13 protein-coding genes are annotated in these 16140 nt (G+C 34.6%); 12 read left to right on the top strand and 1 reads right to left on the bottom strand.

Annotation, left to right across the window (positions count from 1 at the left end; genetic code table 11):
* Positions 1-206: 206 nt before the first annotated feature.
* From OZP07_RS05825 to OZP07_RS05785, 9 genes are all read left to right on the top strand, one after another.
* A complete protein-coding gene (locus tag OZP07_RS05825) occupies positions 207-986 on the top strand; it encodes an O-methyltransferase (protein ID WP_281637611.1) in 780 nt (259 codons plus the stop codon).
* Positions 987-1019: 33 nt separating this feature from the next.
* Positions 1020-1649, top strand: a complete 630-nt coding sequence (locus tag OZP07_RS05820; RefSeq protein ID WP_281637610.1) for a carbonic anhydrase — start codon at positions 1020-1022, stop codon at positions 1647-1649.
* A gap of 526 nt (positions 1650-2175) precedes the next feature.
* Complete coding sequence (locus OZP07_RS05815; protein ID WP_281637609.1) at positions 2176-2862, top strand: ABC transporter ATP-binding protein; 687 nt, start codon at positions 2176-2178, stop codon at positions 2860-2862.
* A 67-nt stretch (positions 2863-2929) separates the two neighbouring features.
* Positions 2930-3499: a cob(I)yrinic acid a,c-diamide adenosyltransferase gene (locus OZP07_RS05810; RefSeq protein WP_281637608.1), complete on the top strand. Its 570-nt coding sequence runs from the start codon at positions 2930-2932 to the stop codon at positions 3497-3499.
* A 175-nt stretch (positions 3500-3674) separates the two neighbouring features.
* On the top strand, positions 3675-3896 hold the full coding sequence (locus tag OZP07_RS05805; RefSeq protein WP_007138072.1) for a DUF2795 domain-containing protein: 222 nt from the start codon (positions 3675-3677) through the stop codon (positions 3894-3896).
* An 85-nt stretch (positions 3897-3981) separates the two neighbouring features.
* Positions 3982-7323 (top strand): preprotein translocase subunit SecA, encoded by a 3342-nt coding sequence (secA, locus tag OZP07_RS05800; protein ID WP_281637607.1) that lies wholly within the window; start codon positions 3982-3984, stop codon positions 7321-7323.
* A gap of 153 nt (positions 7324-7476) precedes the next feature.
* Positions 7477-7818, top strand: coding sequence for a hypothetical protein (locus tag OZP07_RS05795; RefSeq protein ID WP_228520961.1), 342 nt, complete (start codon positions 7477-7479; stop codon positions 7816-7818).
* A 94-nt stretch (positions 7819-7912) separates the two neighbouring features.
* Complete coding sequence (locus OZP07_RS05790) at positions 7913-10075, top strand: TonB-dependent receptor (protein ID WP_281637606.1); 2163 nt, start codon at positions 7913-7915, stop codon at positions 10073-10075.
* A 71-nt stretch (positions 10076-10146) separates the two neighbouring features.
* On the top strand, positions 10147-11754 hold the full coding sequence (locus OZP07_RS05785; protein WP_281637605.1) for a PepSY-associated TM helix domain-containing protein: 1608 nt from the start codon (positions 10147-10149) through the stop codon (positions 11752-11754).
* 329 nt (positions 11755-12083) lie between these two features.
* Here the strand turns inward: OZP07_RS05785 and OZP07_RS05780 are convergent, their stop codons facing one another.
* The gene (locus tag OZP07_RS05780) at positions 12084-13547 is read right to left on the bottom strand and encodes an aminoacyl-histidine dipeptidase (protein WP_281637604.1); all 1464 of its coding nucleotides are present in this window, start codon (positions 13545-13547) and stop codon (positions 12084-12086) included.
* 170 nt (positions 13548-13717) lie between these two features.
* Between OZP07_RS05780 and OZP07_RS05775 the strand changes: the two genes are divergently transcribed.
* From OZP07_RS05775 to OZP07_RS05765, 3 genes are all read left to right on the top strand, one after another.
* Positions 13718-14779, top strand: a complete 1062-nt coding sequence (locus OZP07_RS05775) for a DUF3810 domain-containing protein (RefSeq protein WP_194643703.1) — start codon at positions 13718-13720, stop codon at positions 14777-14779.
* A gap of 183 nt (positions 14780-14962) precedes the next feature.
* Positions 14963-15466 (top strand): RNA polymerase sigma factor, encoded by a 504-nt coding sequence (locus tag OZP07_RS05770; RefSeq protein WP_194643705.1) that lies wholly within the window; start codon positions 14963-14965, stop codon positions 15464-15466.
* Positions 15463-16116, top strand: coding sequence for a DUF8845 family protein (locus OZP07_RS05765; RefSeq protein WP_194643707.1), 654 nt, complete (start codon positions 15463-15465; stop codon positions 16114-16116). Before OZP07_RS05770 ends, OZP07_RS05765 begins: the two co-directional genes overlap by 4 nt.
* Positions 16117-16140: the final 24 nt, after the last annotated feature.

Raw genomic sequence — 16140 nt, 5'->3', positions numbered from 1 at the left:
GGTAATTTACAAGGGCGCAAAGATAGTTTTAATACATGAATTTCACGAATTAAAAAGCATATCGAAAAATTAGAACACGAATTTCACGCATTAGCATAAATTAAAATCTTAAAAATAATTTGTAAAATCTGTGTTTGTTTAAATAAAATTCGTGTCAATTCTTGAAATTCGTGTTTGTTTAAAATTCTCTGAGTATCTTTGTTGCTATGCTTTTTCAGATCAAATCTTATATAAAATTCCTTTGGCACTCCAAGAATGAACATGCCGTACATTCTCCATTTGTTTTTTCTCTATTGACCAAATGTTTTTATGACAATAAACCAAAACCCGAATATGAAGTTTTAAAAGAATATAGAAATTCGCTTTTGCAGAATAAAAACACTATCGAAGTAACTGATTTTGGGGCAGGTTCACGGGTTTTTAAATCTAATGCCAGACAGATTGCCCAAATAGCAAAAACTGCTGGTATTTCTGCAAAGCGAGCACAGTTATTATATCGAATAATTAATTATTTCCAGCCCGAAACTATATTGGAAATTGGAACTTCACTAGGGCTTGCCACTTCTGCCCTGTCTTTGGGAAATCCGCAAGCGTCTATTACAACATTAGAAGGCTGTCCAAATACAATGGCAATTGCAAAAAATCAATTTAAACAATTTGGTTTAAACAGTATAAATTCTGTGGTAACCAAATTCAATAATTATTTAGGTGATTTTCAACTTTCGGCTTTCGACTTTCGACTTATCTACTTTGACGGAAATCATTCCAAAAAAGCGACATTAGAATACTTTGAATTATTATTGCCAACAATAACCAATGAAACCGTCTGGATTTTTGATGACATTCACTGGTCTGCCGAAATGGAGGAAGCCTGGGAAATTATAATGAATCATCAAAAGGTTACCGTAAGCATTGATACTTTTCAATGGGGACTGGTATTTTTCAGGTACGAGCAGCCCAAACAGCATTTCATAATACGAACCTAGCTTTATACTTTAAAAAATCAAAAAAATCACTTCATGGATATCAAACAAATTTTTGAAAACAACCGAAATTGGATAATTAAACAGCTCCAGATCGACGAAGATTATTTTAAAAAACTAGGAAAAGGACAATCACCCGAATTTCTCTACATCGGTTGTTCGGACAGCCGGGTTTCAGCCGAAGAGCTTATGGGGCTGGAACCTGGAGAAGTTTTTGTGCACCGGAATATTGCCAATATGGTTCCCAATACTGACTTGAATTCTATGTCGGTTATTAATTATGCAGTTGTTCATTTAAAAGTAAATCATATTGTAGTCTGCGGGCATTATGGCTGTGGCGGTGTTCATGCGGCCATGCAGCAATCTGATTTGGGAATACTGAATCCGTGGCTTAGAAACATTCGAGATGTGTATCGAATCCATAGAAGAACCCTTGATGCCATTACGGATGACGAAGAAAAATACAAAAAACTGGTAGAGCTAAACGTTCAGGAACAATGCATTAACGTTATTAAAACTGCCGAAGTGCAAAAAGCATTCAGAGAAAGAGGTTTAAAAGTTTACGGATGGGTATTTGATATTCACTCAGGCAGATTGATAGACCTAGACATCAATTTTACAGAAATATTAAAAGACATTACCAAAATCTACAAAATATCAGACTAATTCTTATTTGATAATATATAACGAGCATTTTAAATAAAAAAAGACAGTCACCCCCATGACTGTCTTTTTATTTAAAATAACTTAACCTCTCAACCTTATTGCTAAATTTAACTATGCAAATAGTCAAAAAGTACTGACAGCTATTATCAAAAATTTGAATTCTTAATAACTAGCACACAAAACTTAAAACTTTTATGACGTAAATCTACAATATAAAAATCAAAACAGGCTAAAAAATATCGTTAAAATTAATTAAAAAATCGTTAAAATACGTTTTTTATAAATTTTAATCATTATTTACTTACTTAATTTATATTTGAATTACAGAAATAAGTACTCTGATTTATGAAATTGTAATATCGATTTCTATTGTGCTTAGTCAATAATATTACATTCAATAAACTGTAACAAAAAGCGATCAAATGCTACTTATGATAAATTAAAAAGTCTTTTGTACTTTTAAAAACAAAATCAATAATCTGCACACGAGTCCTTGGGACGAACTGGCAAAGCAATCTAAATTCTAATGAAAAACCCGCTTATAAAAATTACAAATATCAAAAGAGATTTTGTACTAGGAAACGAAATCGTTTATGTATTAAAAGGTATTGATCTGGAAATTAATAAGGGGGAATACGTAGCCTTAATGGGACCTTCAGGATCAGGAAAATCTACATTAATGAATTTATTGGGATGCTTAGACACACCAACATCCGGCAGCTATGTTTTGAATGGAAAAGATGTCAGCCACATGAAAGATGATGAATTGGCCGAAATTAGAAATAAAGAAATTGGCTTTGTTTTCCAGACATTCAATCTTTTGCCAAGAACAACTGCTCTTGATAATGTAGCATTGCCGATGATTTATGCAGGCCACTCAAAATCCGAACGGACTGTACGCGCCACCGAAGTTCTTAACCAAGTGAATCTTGCTGACAGGATGGATCACCAGCCCAATCAATTATCAGGAGGACAGCGTCAGCGTGTTGCGATAGCCCGCGCATTAGTCAACAAACCTTCTATTATACTTGCTGATGAGCCAACAGGAAATCTTGACAGCAAAACTTCATTGGAAATCATGAAACTTTTTGGTGATATTCATGCTCAGGGAAACACCGTTATATTAGTAACTCACGAAGAAGAAATCGCAGCTTATGCACACAGAGTCATTCGTTTGAGAGACGGTCTTATTGAAACTGATACAACAAAATAATTGCAGATTTCTGATTTTAGAATTCAGATTAAGAATCTAAAATCAAAGATCTAAAATCTAAAATTAAATGAAAGTATATACAAAAACCGGAGATGGCGGAACAACTGCTCTTTTTGGCGGTACCCGTGTACCAAAAGACCACGCCCGCATTGAAAGTTACGGAACCGTCGACGAATTAAATTCCTATATCGGGCTTATTCGCGATCAGGAAATAAACAGCCATTACAAAGATGTGTTAATTGAAATACAGGACAGGCTTTTTACCATTGGTGCAATTCTGGCTACTCCGCCGGAAAAAGAAATCATGAAAAACGGTGAACTCCGCTTAAAAAAACTTGGAATAACCGAAACTGATATCGAATATTTAGAGAAAGAGATAGACACAATGGAAGAAGTGCTCCCGCCAATGACTCATTTCGTTCTACCAGGCGGACATCAAACAGTGTCATATTGTCATATAACAAGATGCGTTTGCCGGCGTGCCGAACGTTTAGCTGTACATTTAAGTCATAATGAGCCAGTTGCCGAAATAGCAATTAAATACTTAAACCGACTTTCTGACTATCTTTTTGTATTGGCACGAAAGTTGTCATTTGATTTAAACGCTGATGAAGTAAAATGGATACCTAGGAAATAGGATTTCAAACTGAAAATTAACAATTTTTGATATTAAATTTAAAATCAAAAATCGTTAGTCATAAATCAAAAATCAGCAATCGTTAATACGTTCTTAACTTTACAAAAAATAAATCGTTTTTTACTTGTCTTTTTCAGTAAAAAATTTATTTTTGCACAAAACTAAATCGATAGATATGTATTGGACATTAGAATTAGCATCATATTTAAGCGATGCACCGTGGCCTGCGAACAAAGACGAACTTATTGACTACGCTATTAGAGCCGGTGCTCCATTAGAAGTGGTAGAAAACCTTCAATCAATTGAGGATGAAGGCGAGATATATGAATCAATGGAAGAAATTTGGCCAGATTATCCAACTGACGAAGATTATCTTTGGAACGAGGATGAATATTAAAAAGTAAACCAAGAAAAAGTCTCAAAAGAGGCTTTTTTTTTGTTTAAATTTACGCAGATATATTAAATAGAAATAAAAACAGATCATGAGTTTCATAAACAGTATTATTAAAATCTTTGTTGGAGATAAATCCGAGAAAGACGTAAAAGCTTTACAGCCGTATTTAAATAAAATAAAGACTTTTGAAAGCACTTTACAAGCTTTGTCACATGACGAATTAAGAGCCAGAACCGTTTTTTTTAAAGAAAAAATAAAACAGGCCCGTGCCGAAAAAGATGCTAAAATTGCTTCTCTTAAACTGGAAGTAGACAGCATTGAAGATATTGACAAACGCGAAGATATTTATATTGCTATTGATGCTCTTGAAAAAGAAGCTTATGATATCTCTGAAAAAACACTGATGGAAATTCTTCCAGAAGCTTTTTCTGTAGTTAAGGAAACTGCAAGACGTTTCAAAGAAAACTCACAAATAACTGTTACTGCTACAGCAAAAGACAGAGAACTTTCAGCTTCAAAAAGCTATATTACCCTTGAAGGAGACAATGCTGTCTGGGCTAACAAATGGAATGCAGCCGGAAAAGACATTACCTGGGATATGATTCACTATGACGTACAATTAATTGGCGGAATGGTACTGCACGAAGGTAAAGTTGCCGAGATGCAGACAGGAGAAGGAAAAACATTAGTGGCAACTCTGCCTTTATACTTAAATGCCTTGACTGGAAACGGAGTACATTTGGTAACAGTGAATGATTACTTAGCAAAACGTGACAGCACATGGAAAGCTCCTCTATTCGAATTTCACGGATTGACTGTTGACTGTATCGACAATCACCAGCCTAGTACCGAAGGAAGAAGAAATGCTTATAATGCTGACATTACTTATGGTACCAATAACGAATTCGGATTTGATTACCTAAGAGATAACATGGCGCATTCTCCTGAAGATTTAGTTCAGAGAAAACACAATTTTGCCATTGTCGATGAGGTCGATTCGGTTTTAATTGATGATGCCCGTACACCTCTTATTATTTCAGGACCAGTTCCACAGGGAGATCGTCATGAATTCAATGAATTGAAGCCAAAAATTGAAAATCTGGTAGCCTTGCAGCGTCAATTAGCGAATGGTTTTCTTGCCGAATCAAAAAAATTAATCAAAGAAGGAAACACAAAAGATGGCGGTTTCTTATTATTAAGAGCGTATAGAAGTTTACCAAAAAACAAAGCCTTAATTAAATTTTTGAGTGAAGAAGGAATTAAGCAGTTGCTTCAAAAAACCGAAAATCAATACATGCAGGACAACAACCGCGAAATGCCAAAAGTGGACGAGGCGCTGTATTTTGTAATTGAAGAAAAAAATAATCAGGTAAGCTTAACTGATAATGGTATCAAATTCCTTTCAGGAGATACTGATTCTAACTTTTTCGTACTTCCGGATATTGGAACCGAAATTGTTGCCATTGAAAAGAAAAAATTAGACAAAGATGCTGAAGCTGAAGAAAAAGAGCGTTTGTTCCAGGATTTTGGAGTAAAAAGCGAGCGTATTCACACCCTTACACAGCTTTTGAAAGCATATACTCTTTTTGAAAAGGATGTAGAATATGTAATCATGGATAACAAAATCATGATTGTAGATGAGCAGACAGGCCGTATTATGGATGGCCGTCGTTACTCAGACGGATTGCACCAGGCAATTGAGGCAAAAGAAAGCGTAAAAATTGAGGCAGCTACACAAACATTTGCAACAGTTACATTACAGAACTATTTTAGAATGTACAGCAAATTGGCTGGTATGACAGGAACTGCCGTAACTGAAGCTGGCGAACTTTGGGAAATTTACAAACTGGATGTTGTTGAAATTCCAACAAACCGTGGAATTGCCAGAATAGACAAAGAAGATTATATCTATAAAACTACCCGTGAAAAATTCAACGCCGTTATCGAAGATGTAACTGAATTATCAAAAGCTGGAAGACCGGTACTTATTGGTACAACATCGGTTGAAATATCCGAATTATTAAGCCGTATGCTTAAAATGAGAGGTGTTACACACAACGTTTTGAATGCAAAAATGCACAAGCAAGAGGCTCAAATCGTTGAGGAAGCTGGTAAAGCAGGTGTAGTTACTATCGCAACCAATATGGCAGGCCGTGGTACCGATATTAAATTGACTCCAGAAGTGAAAGCTGCAGGAGGTTTGGCAATTGTAGGTACAGAGCGTCACGATTCACGTCGTGTAGACCGTCAGTTACGCGGTCGTGCTGGTCGTCAAGGAGATCCTGGAAGTTCTCAGTTTTATGTTTCTCTTGAAGATAACCTGATGCGTTTATTTGGTTCTGAAAGAGTAGCCAAAGTTATGGACAGAATGGGACTACAGGAAGGTGAAGTTATTCAGCATTCTATGATGACCAAATCTATCGAACGCGCTCAGAAAAAAGTAGAAGAAAACAACTTTGGTGTTCGTAAACGTTTATTAGAATATGATGACGTAATGAATGCGCAGCGTGAAGTAGTTTACAAACGCCGCCGCCATGCTTTATTTGGGGAGCGTTTGAAACTGGATATCGCCAACATGCTTTATGATACCTGTGAAGTGATTGTAGATGAAAGCAAAGCTAAAAACAGTTTTAAAGATTTTGAATTCGAAATTATTCGTAATTTCTCATTCACATCACCAGTATCTCAAGACGATTTCACTAAACTGACTGAAATTGAGATTACAGGAAAACTATACAAAGCTGCTCTCGAATTTTATACTCAAAAAACAGAAAGAAGTGCCAGAGAAGCATTCCCTATTATCAAAAATGTTTACGAAGACAGAAACAATCATTTTGAACGCATCGTAGTTCCGTTTACTGATGGAATAAAAATGTTCAATGTTGTAACTGATTTGAAGAAAGCATACGAAACAGAAGGAAATCAATTGGTTGCCGATTTCGAAAAGAATATCACTCTGTCTATCGTTGACGAAGCTTGGAAAAAACATTTACGTAAAATGGATGAATTGAAACAATCAGTTCAATTGGCTGTTCACGAACAAAAAGATCCATTGCTTATTTATAAATTGGAAGCGTTCAACTTGTTCCGTGGCATGCTTGACAATGTAAACAAAGAGGTAATTTCATTCTTGTTCAAAGGTGATTTACCTGCTCAAAATGCTCCTGTTATTGAAGAAGCCAAAATTGAGCGCCAAGTGGAAGATTACAAATTAAGTAAAGACGAAATTCCAAACAGCGAAAATTCCAATCGTGAGGCAGGAGAAACACAGCAGCGCCAAGTTACTGAAACTATCGTTCGTGACCAGCCAAAAATAAACCGTAATGATACAGTAACGATCCAAAATGTAGCTAACGGACAGACACAGGAATTAAAATACAAGAAAGCCGAAAGTTTAATCGCAAGCGGTGCCTGGGTTTTAGTTTCTTAAATATAAAACCGGTTAATCTGAATCCCCAATTACGAAAGTAGTTGGGGATTTTTTATTAAAAGACAAAATTATCTTAAAAATATATCTTATTTTTGCATTAAAATTTAAGATAGTCTGAAACAATTTTTCGTCATATTACTTTCATCCATACTGTTGCTTCCTTCTTTTGGAAACATCATTATTTATGCCAAATTCAAAATCAACCAAGACGAGATTGCTAAAACCATTTGTATTCAAAGAAAAGTAGCCAACAATACATGTAATGGAAATTGTGAACTTAAAAAAAGTTTAAAACAATTTGACGACAACGAAAAAGAGATGCAAAACAATCTGAAAGAAAAAACAGAGCTGATTTACATTCAAAACACTTTAGAAACTGCCGTAACTTTTATAACAAATTCCTCTTTTATTTCTCAAAAGAATTATTTTCATTTTGACGGAAAACCAATTGCGGTTGTTTTATCCAACTTTCGTCCTCCCTCCTTTTTTATATAAATTCTAATTACACTTTTCAAATTATTTGGAAACTCTTTCATTGGCTTAAAGCCAATGAAACAATTGTCATTATCCTATATTTATATAAATTAAAATGAAAAAAATATTATTTTCCCTTTTAGTAATGGGACAAATTACTATTGCACAAAACAAAACCGAAAAAGATTCTACAAAAACTGAAACACTTGAAAATGTTTTCGTTACCGCAAACCGTTCAGCAACTTTACGAAAAGAAACTCCTTCTGCAGTAAGCAAACTGACTGCCAAAACCATTAACGAAACCAAAGCCGTTGCAGCTTATGAAATCATAAATAAAACACCAGGAGTACTGATGGTAAATCTCGGCAATGAACAGCACTCGATGTCCATTCGTCAGCCTATGACAACAAACGCCTACTATTTGTATCTCGAAGATGGATTACCTATTCGCCCGATGGGAATTTTTAACCACAATGCTTTATTGGAAATCAACCAATTCAATCTTCAAAATATTGAAGTTGTCAAAGGACCGGTATCCTCTTTATATGGCCCTGAAGCTGTAGGCGGAACTATCAATTTAATTTCAGTTAAACCTTCAATAAATCCGGAGTTCAAATTTGGAATCCAGGCAGACCAATGGGGCTATAAAAGAATCCAGGCTGCTGGCGGAGCAACAATAGGCAAAGTTGCTTTTCATATTGCAGGAATTTCCAGTTTACAGGAAAACGGCTGGATGACCTACTCTGATTATAATAAAGATAATCTTAACGTTAGGGTTGATTATAATATCAGTGATAAGACACGATTAATCAGCAATACGATGTGGGGAAAATACTATTCCGATATGAGCGGCAGTGTAAATGAAGAAGCTTTTTATAATAGAACCTATAAAAGCACCACCGATTTTACCTATAGAAAATCGGATGCTTTGAGAACCCGATTAACCTTAGAACATGATTGGAATGACAATGCCAGCAGTTATATTACAATCTATCATAGAGACAATAAATTAGGACAAAATCCATCATACGGAATCAAATGGAGTTCTACAGTAAAACCAACAACAGCAACTGGCGAAGTCAACTCCAATAATTTCAAAAGCTACGGAGCCATTGGACAGCACACACAAAAAATTAATTTTTTAAACACAAAAATTGTTGGTGGTGCCTTATACGATTATTCCCCTGTTGACTACTGGGCTTATTTACTGGAAATGAAAGCCTATCTAAATCCGGGAACATCAGGAAAACAAACTGTGGATCATTATGAAATTACTGCAGAACGCCCTGATATAAAATTATCTGACTATACTGCAGACATCTTCAACAAAGCATTTTATGCACAGATGAGTTTCAACCCTATCGAAAAATTGATTGTAACTGCTGGAACCCGCTACGATAATTTAAAAGTCGATTACAACAATGCATTAGATAATTCTACCGGGACTAAAATATACGACAAATCCACTTTCAAGGCTGGAGCCAACTATAATCCAGTTCACTATACCGGAATTTATGCAAACTATGCACAAGGATTTGCTCCTCCGGCAATCACTTCTATATTTAGAGCCAAACCGGGCACTGGAGGAACAACAGGAAAACCAGCGGAATTCTATTATAATTTGGAACCAGCAACTTTCAATAATTATGAAATTGGAGGCTGGTTAGCATTATTGGAAGGCAAATTAAACTTTGATTATGCCGTTTATTACATGGAAGGTAAAAATGAATTACTGAATGTTCGCTTACCTGATAATTCAACAGACTATCGTTCAGCCGGAGAAACAAGACACAAAGGAGTGGAATTTGGAGGAAACTACAGACTGTTATCCAATCAATTGAATATTCGTTTTGGCGGAACAGTCGCCGAACATACTTTTATTGATTTTAAAATTTCAGACAGCCCGGCAGATGCTTTGCAAAACGTGAACGCAAAAGAAATGCCTCAAGCCCCAAGATGGTCTGGAAACTCTGAAATCAGTTATTATCCAAATTGGTTTCCAAAATTCAGAACCTCATTGGAATGGCAGTCGGTTGGAAATTATTACCAAGACCAAATCAATACCGTAAAATATGCAGGATATGATATTTTTAACTTCAGAGCCGGTTATGAATGGAAAGGAATCGAAATTTATGGAAACATAATAAATATAACCGATAAATTGTATGCGTATAATGTTTCAAGAGCAAATACGACAAGTTCACAGCCCACTTATACCGCAGCTGCTCCAAGAACATTTTTGATTGGATTACAATATAATTTTTCGTTCAGAAAATAATAAAAATCAGCCACAGATTGAATAAAAACACATTAAATCATTTAAATCTGTGGTTAAAAAAATAAAATACAATGAACAATACACCAAAAGAAGGAAAATCTTCAAAAAAGAAAGATTCTAAATTCGTAAAAAAAATTAAACAGAAAATATATTCCTGGCATCGTATTATTGGAATCATTACTATAATCCCGGTTATTTTCTGGACATTATCCGGATTAATGCATCCGTTTATGGCGCATTTTTTCAAACCTGAAATTGCCAATGAACGCCTTAATGTAAAACCAATTGATAAATCACAGCTGACATTTTCCATTCAAGAAGTTTTAGACAAAAACAATATAACCGAATTTAAAAATTTCAGAATTGTATCTTTTGATAAATCAGTATTTTATCAGGTAAAAACAGTAAAAGGCGAACTTGAATATTTCAATGCAACAAACGCAAAAAAACTAGAAAACGGAGATCAAAAATACGCTCATTGGCTTTCACGTTATTTTCTGGACGATCAAAAAAGTCCGATTAAAAAAACAGATGTAGTAAATGAGTTTACTTCGCAATACAAATACATCAACCGCTATTTGCCAGTTTACAAAACAACTTTTAACCGTCCTGACGGGATGGAAGTGTACGTAGAAACTGCTTCTGGTAAATTGGCAACGTATAACCCAAAATCAAGACAGGCCTTTATTTGGTTTTTCGATACTTTTCACAATTGGTCTTTTGTAGATGCTATTAGTAACAATAGTGTTCGTATCGTTTTTATGATTTTATTTCTTTCGATTATCTTCTTTTCTGCTGTAAGCGGTATTGTAATATATGGCTTGTTTTGGAAACAATTCAGAAAAACTGATAATCTGAATCCTAAAAAAGGCCTGCGCAGGTACCATCGTCAAATCGGAATCTGGGTTTCACTATTTACTTTGACTTTTGCTTTTAGCGGAGCATATCACGCCACAACCAAATGGAAGCCATATACACTTGACAAAATGGTCTATGAACCAGTTTTCGAAACGAAGGATCTTTCAACATCAAGCAACGAAATTCATTTAGACTGGAATCGATTAGAAAACTTAAGCATTATTGCCTTAAACGACAGCATATATTATAGAGCCCAATTGGCCGAATCTAAAAGTAAATATAATAGCCCGAAAACAGATTCTAAATCCAAATGGGATAAAAAGGAAAATCCAAAAAACGAGATTCTTTACATCAACTCTGTAACTAACAAAGTGATACCAAACCTCGATTTAGAATACGCTAAATTTCTTGCATTGTATTTTAGCGACCCAAATACTAGTAAACCTGCCTGTTGTGAAATGGACAGCGATACTGAAAGTAAACCAAATCTTGAAAAAGCAGTTTTATTAGAAACCAAAACAATAACTGAATTTGAAAGCCGAGAATATGGCTTTGCTAATAAACGTTTACCTGTTATAAAATTAGCTTACGACACGCCTGAAAAAACTACATACTTTATTGAAACCGCTGCTTCAAGACTGGCTGCTGTCATCGAAAAATCAGATGTTACTGAAGGGTATTCATTTGCCATATTTCACAAATTTTTGTTTATGGATTGGGCAGGCAAAAACATTCGTGACTTAACCATGGTTATGGCAGCATTAATTATTTTGGTAATTAGCGTATTGGGTTTACTGCTGTTTTTAAAGAAAAAACAATAACTGACCAGCGATTAATTAATTAGGATTTAACACTAGTTTTTGGGCTTTTAAAATTGAATTTAGATTCAAAAATGTTATCTTTACTATAATAATTTTATAAAAAACAATCAAAATATAGTAGTTATGTCAAAAGGTCAAGACGCAAAGAAAACAGTCAAAAAAGAGCCTGTTAAAACTGCAAAAGAAAAAAAGGAAGCTAAAAGAGAAAAGAAAAACAACCCGAAAAGGGACTAAAATTAGTATTCAGTAAAAAACAGTGCTTAGTTAGTTTTAACTGAGTACTGTTTTTTTTAACTGAACATTGTTTTTTTTAACTGAACACTGAATACTTATTTAACTGGTATATTTGAAAGAATTTCCAATACAAATTTCCAATATTTTTGAGCCGAAGAAATACTTGCTCTTTCATCTGGTGAATGGGCGCCATGAATTGTTGGTCCAAAAGAAATCATATCCATATCAGGATAATTTATTCCTAAAATACCGCATTCTAAACCAGCGTGACAAGCCGCAACATTTGGTTTTTCACCATTTTGTTTTTCATAAATAGAAACCAAGATGTCCAATATTTCAGACTTTGGATTTGGCGACCAGCCTGGATAAGATCCTGAAAATTCTACTTCACATCCCATTAATTCAAAAGCAGACCGCAAAGCATTTGCTAAATCAAATTTGGACGATTCCACAGAAGAACGTGTCAAACATTTCACAGAGAACTTCCCTCCGCCTACTTCTACTTTCGCAATATTATTTGAAGTTTCAACCAGATTATCAAAATCGGCACTCATTCTATACACTCCATTGTGTGCCGTATACATAGAACGGACAAAATAAAACTGAGCTATCGGAGGCATTACAGCTGCTGGAACTGAATCTAATTTTTCGAAAACTACTTCCAGATTCGGTTCCGTAGTTTGAAACTCCGCTTTGATTTCATTAACGATCTGCTGCATATCGAAAACAAAAGCTTCATCATAAACTGAAGCGATAATTACTTTTGCAGTGCTCTCACGCGGTATTGCGTTGCGAAGACTTCCCCCGTTGATTTCGGCAATCTGAAGTCCAAAATTATCAAAACCGTCAAATAACAAACGGTTCATAATTTTATTGGCATTGCCCAATCCTTTATGAATATCCATTCCTGAATGTCCGCCGTTCAATCCTTTTACTTTAATCGTATACCCGACAGAACCTTCAGGAGTTTCCTCTTCATCATACTCAGCAGTGGCAGTGACATCAATTCCTCCGGCACATCCAATGCCTATTTCATCATCTTCTTCGGTATCTAGATTCAATAAAATATCACCTTTAAGAATACCTCCCTGCAAATTTAAAGCACCGGTCATTCCTGTTTCTTCATCAATCGTAAACAAAGCTTCAATAGCCGGATGCGGAATGTCCTTACTCTCCAATATAGCCATAATCGTGGCCACTCCAAGACCATTATCAGCACCAAGAGTCGTTCCGCGGGCACGAACCCAGTCACCATCTACATACATATCGATTCCCTGAGTATCAAAATCAAAAACCGTATCGGCATTTTTTTGATGTACCATATCCAAATGCCCCTGCAAAACCAAAGCTTTTCTGTTTTCCATTCCTGCAGTAGCAGGTTTGCGGATAATGACGTTACGGATTTCATCTTCAAAAGTTTCTAGTCCTAAATTAGCACCAAAGTCTTTCATAAACTCAATTACACGTTCTTCCTTTTTAGAAGGACGAGGTACTGCATTCAAATCGGCAAATTTGTTCCAAAGTGCTTTCGGTTCTAGATTTCTTATCTCTTGACTCATTTATTTTTTGTTTGAAGTTTAACATTTACAAGCTTCAAAGTTACAAACTCCCAAAGCTAATTTTATAAAAGTTTTGATTTATTTTAAATCTATTGACTATTTATTTTGAGAATCAGAAACATTAAATAATCATCCAAAATTTGTTTCTTTACAAATACAATTTATAAAAAATGAAACGCAGTTATATTCTCCCCTTATTCTTATTAATTCAAATCCTGATTCTGAAAATCATACATTTTTTTCCAGAATTCATAGAACATTTATACAGCAACGGATTTTATGTTTACATTTCTAAATTTTCGAGAATCATTTTAGGCAAAATTCCATTCTCGGTGGGCGACTGTATTTATTTTATTCTGATTTTATTTGCTTTGAAATGGTTTTGGAAAAAAAGAAAATCATGGAAGCAGGAATGGAAAAACAATCTATTAATGGTTTTGAGTGCACTTTCGGTGTTTTATTTTTTCTTTCACATTCTTTGGGCACTGAATTATTACCGTGAACCATTATTCGAAAAAATGAATATTGAAAGAGATTATACTGATGCCGATTTATTAGCATTTACCAAAAAGTTAATTGCAAAAACGAATGCCGTTCAAAAACAAATCACAAAAAACAACAGTTTGAAAGTAGTTTTCCCCTATTCTCAAAATCAGGTTTTTGAAATGAACCAAAACGGATATACAAAACTGGCTAAAGAATATGATTTTTTTACTTATTCCAATTTGAGCATCAAGAAATCCCTTTTCAGTCTGCCGCTGACTTATATGGGTTTTGGCGGTTATCTGAATCCGTTTACAAATGAAGCACAGGTAAATTATTTGGGACCAATGTACAGCTTCCCTATGACTGCCAATCATGAAATGGCACATCAGATGGGTTATGCCAGTGAGAGTGAATGTAATTTTATAGGCTTTATGTCTTCAATTAAAAATGACAATCTGTATATTCAGTATTCTGGTTACAGTATCGCTTTGCGGTATTGTTTAGGAAATTGGCAGGTGCGGAACGAAAAAGTTCTGGATCAGTTACTTAAAACTGTTCATCCGGGAATTTTAAAAAATTATAAAGAAAGCCGCGAATTTTGGAAACAATATGAAACTCCAATTGAAACCGCTTTTCATGCTTTTTATGACAACTTTTTAAAAATTAATCAACAGAAAGACGGCATGGACAGCTACAGTAAATTTGTCAATTTGATGGTGAATTATTACAAAGAAAGAGAATTATAAACCACAATATCTAATTAACAACAAACTAAACTATCCCGATTGTTTCGCTAGTTTACTTCGCTCGTAGAAACAGAAAGCGGAACTAATGCAGTTATAACTAATCGATTTATGCATCTAATTATTGAAATTAATTTAGAATAAAATATCGTGTAACAAAATGCACAGGAGTCGTACTAATGGGATATGAGTGAAAATCTAGAACCTTCTTTTGTCAAGCAGCTGCAGGCAAACCAGAATATAATCCACAAGATTTGTAGATTATATACTTCTGGTGAGGATGCACATAAGGATTTGTTTCAGGAAATCACAATCCAGTTATGGAAAGCTTTTCCAAAATTTAGGGGCGAAAGTAAATTTTCTACCTGGGCCTATCGAGTCGCCCTGAATACTGCCATTACATTGTATCGGAAAAACAAACGCAGTATTGCAACTGTTGAGTATGAAGGCAGACAGCATTTCACTCACGACATAGAATATAATTATGAAGAAGAAGAACAGCTGAAATTAATGTACAAAGCTGTATACCAACTAAATGACATCGAAAAAGCATTGGTATATATGTATCTGGAAGACAAAGATTATACCGAAATATCGGAAACTTTAGGAATTAGCGAAGTGAATGCAAGAGTAAAAATGAATAGGATAAAAGGGAAATTAAAAAAAATACTAAATCCATTAGGCGTATGAAAGAGTTGGATTTATTAAAAAAAGACTGGCAGAAGAACAGCGGTTCTTTTGAACAGCTATCGGAAAATGATATCTACAAAATGATTCATAAAAAATCGTCTTCGGTAGTGAAGTGGATTTTTTTAGTCAGTATCATAGAACTAGGATTAGGATTGATATTAGGATTGGCTATATCATTTACTAAATACGATGAAAAAACTGTGGAATTAATTAAGCATTTAGGTATCTATGGCTACTATATTGCGACAAGTGTATTGTTATATATCGTTATTTTCTACTTTATATTTAAATTCTACTCTATGTATCGTAAAATTGCTGTCGATGACAATACCAAAAAACTGATTTCGACCATATTAAAAACCCGAAAAGTGGTGAAGCAGTATATTGCATTTAACTTATCGTTTTTTGCTTTCTTCTTTATTGTTTTTGGCGGTTATCTGTTTTATGAAGGTTATTTGGAAGGAGTTTCAAAAAGCGGTGTGAGCCATCCGGAAATGCCATTAAATATTGCTATAATATCATTTGTAGTGCTAATAATTGCTACAGCGGTTTTTACCTTTGCTTTCTGGCTGATTTACAAATTAATCTATGGCATTTTATTAAAACGCCTGCAGAATAATTATATAGAATTGAAGAAAATTGATTTATAAAAAAAAGAGACAAACGTCTCTTTT

The organism is Flavobacterium marginilacus, assembly GCF_026870155.1.
Taxonomy (GTDB): Bacteria; Bacteroidota; Bacteroidia; order Flavobacteriales; family Flavobacteriaceae; genus Flavobacterium; species Flavobacterium marginilacus.
This window is presented reverse-complemented; position numbering and strand designations above follow the sequence as displayed.

Bases quoted from the DNA above. Each gene is read 5' to 3' on its own strand.
- OZP07_RS05810 (WP_281637608.1), top strand. From the start codon at position 2,930: ATGAAAGTATATACAAAAACCGGAGATGGCGGAACAACTGCTCTTTTT.
- OZP07_RS05785 (WP_281637605.1), top strand. From the start codon at position 10,147: ATGAACAATACACCAAAAGAAGGAAAATCTTCAAAAAAGAAAGATTCT.
- OZP07_RS05780 (WP_281637604.1), bottom strand. From the start codon at position 13,547: ATGAGTCAAGAGATAAGAAATCTAGAACCGAAAGCACTTTGGAACAAA.
- OZP07_RS05820 (WP_281637610.1), top strand. From the start codon at position 1,020: ATGGATATCAAACAAATTTTTGAAAACAACCGAAATTGGATAATTAAA.
- secA (WP_281637607.1), top strand. From the start codon at position 3,982: ATGAGTTTCATAAACAGTATTATTAAAATCTTTGTTGGAGATAAATCC.
- OZP07_RS05765 (WP_194643707.1), top strand. From the start codon at position 15,463: ATGAAAGAGTTGGATTTATTAAAAAAAGACTGGCAGAAGAACAGCGGT.
- OZP07_RS05815 (WP_281637609.1), top strand. From the start codon at position 2,176: ATGAAAAACCCGCTTATAAAAATTACAAATATCAAAAGAGATTTTGTA.
- OZP07_RS05775 (WP_194643703.1), top strand. From the start codon at position 13,718: ATGAAACGCAGTTATATTCTCCCCTTATTCTTATTAATTCAAATCCTG.
- OZP07_RS05790 (WP_281637606.1), top strand. From the start codon at position 7,913: ATGAAAAAAATATTATTTTCCCTTTTAGTAATGGGACAAATTACTATT.
- OZP07_RS05805 (WP_007138072.1), top strand. From the start codon at position 3,675: ATGTATTGGACATTAGAATTAGCATCATATTTAAGCGATGCACCGTGG.
- OZP07_RS05770 (WP_194643705.1), top strand. From the start codon at position 14,963: ATGAGTGAAAATCTAGAACCTTCTTTTGTCAAGCAGCTGCAGGCAAAC.
- OZP07_RS05825 (WP_281637611.1), top strand. From the start codon at position 207: ATGCTTTTTCAGATCAAATCTTATATAAAATTCCTTTGGCACTCCAAG.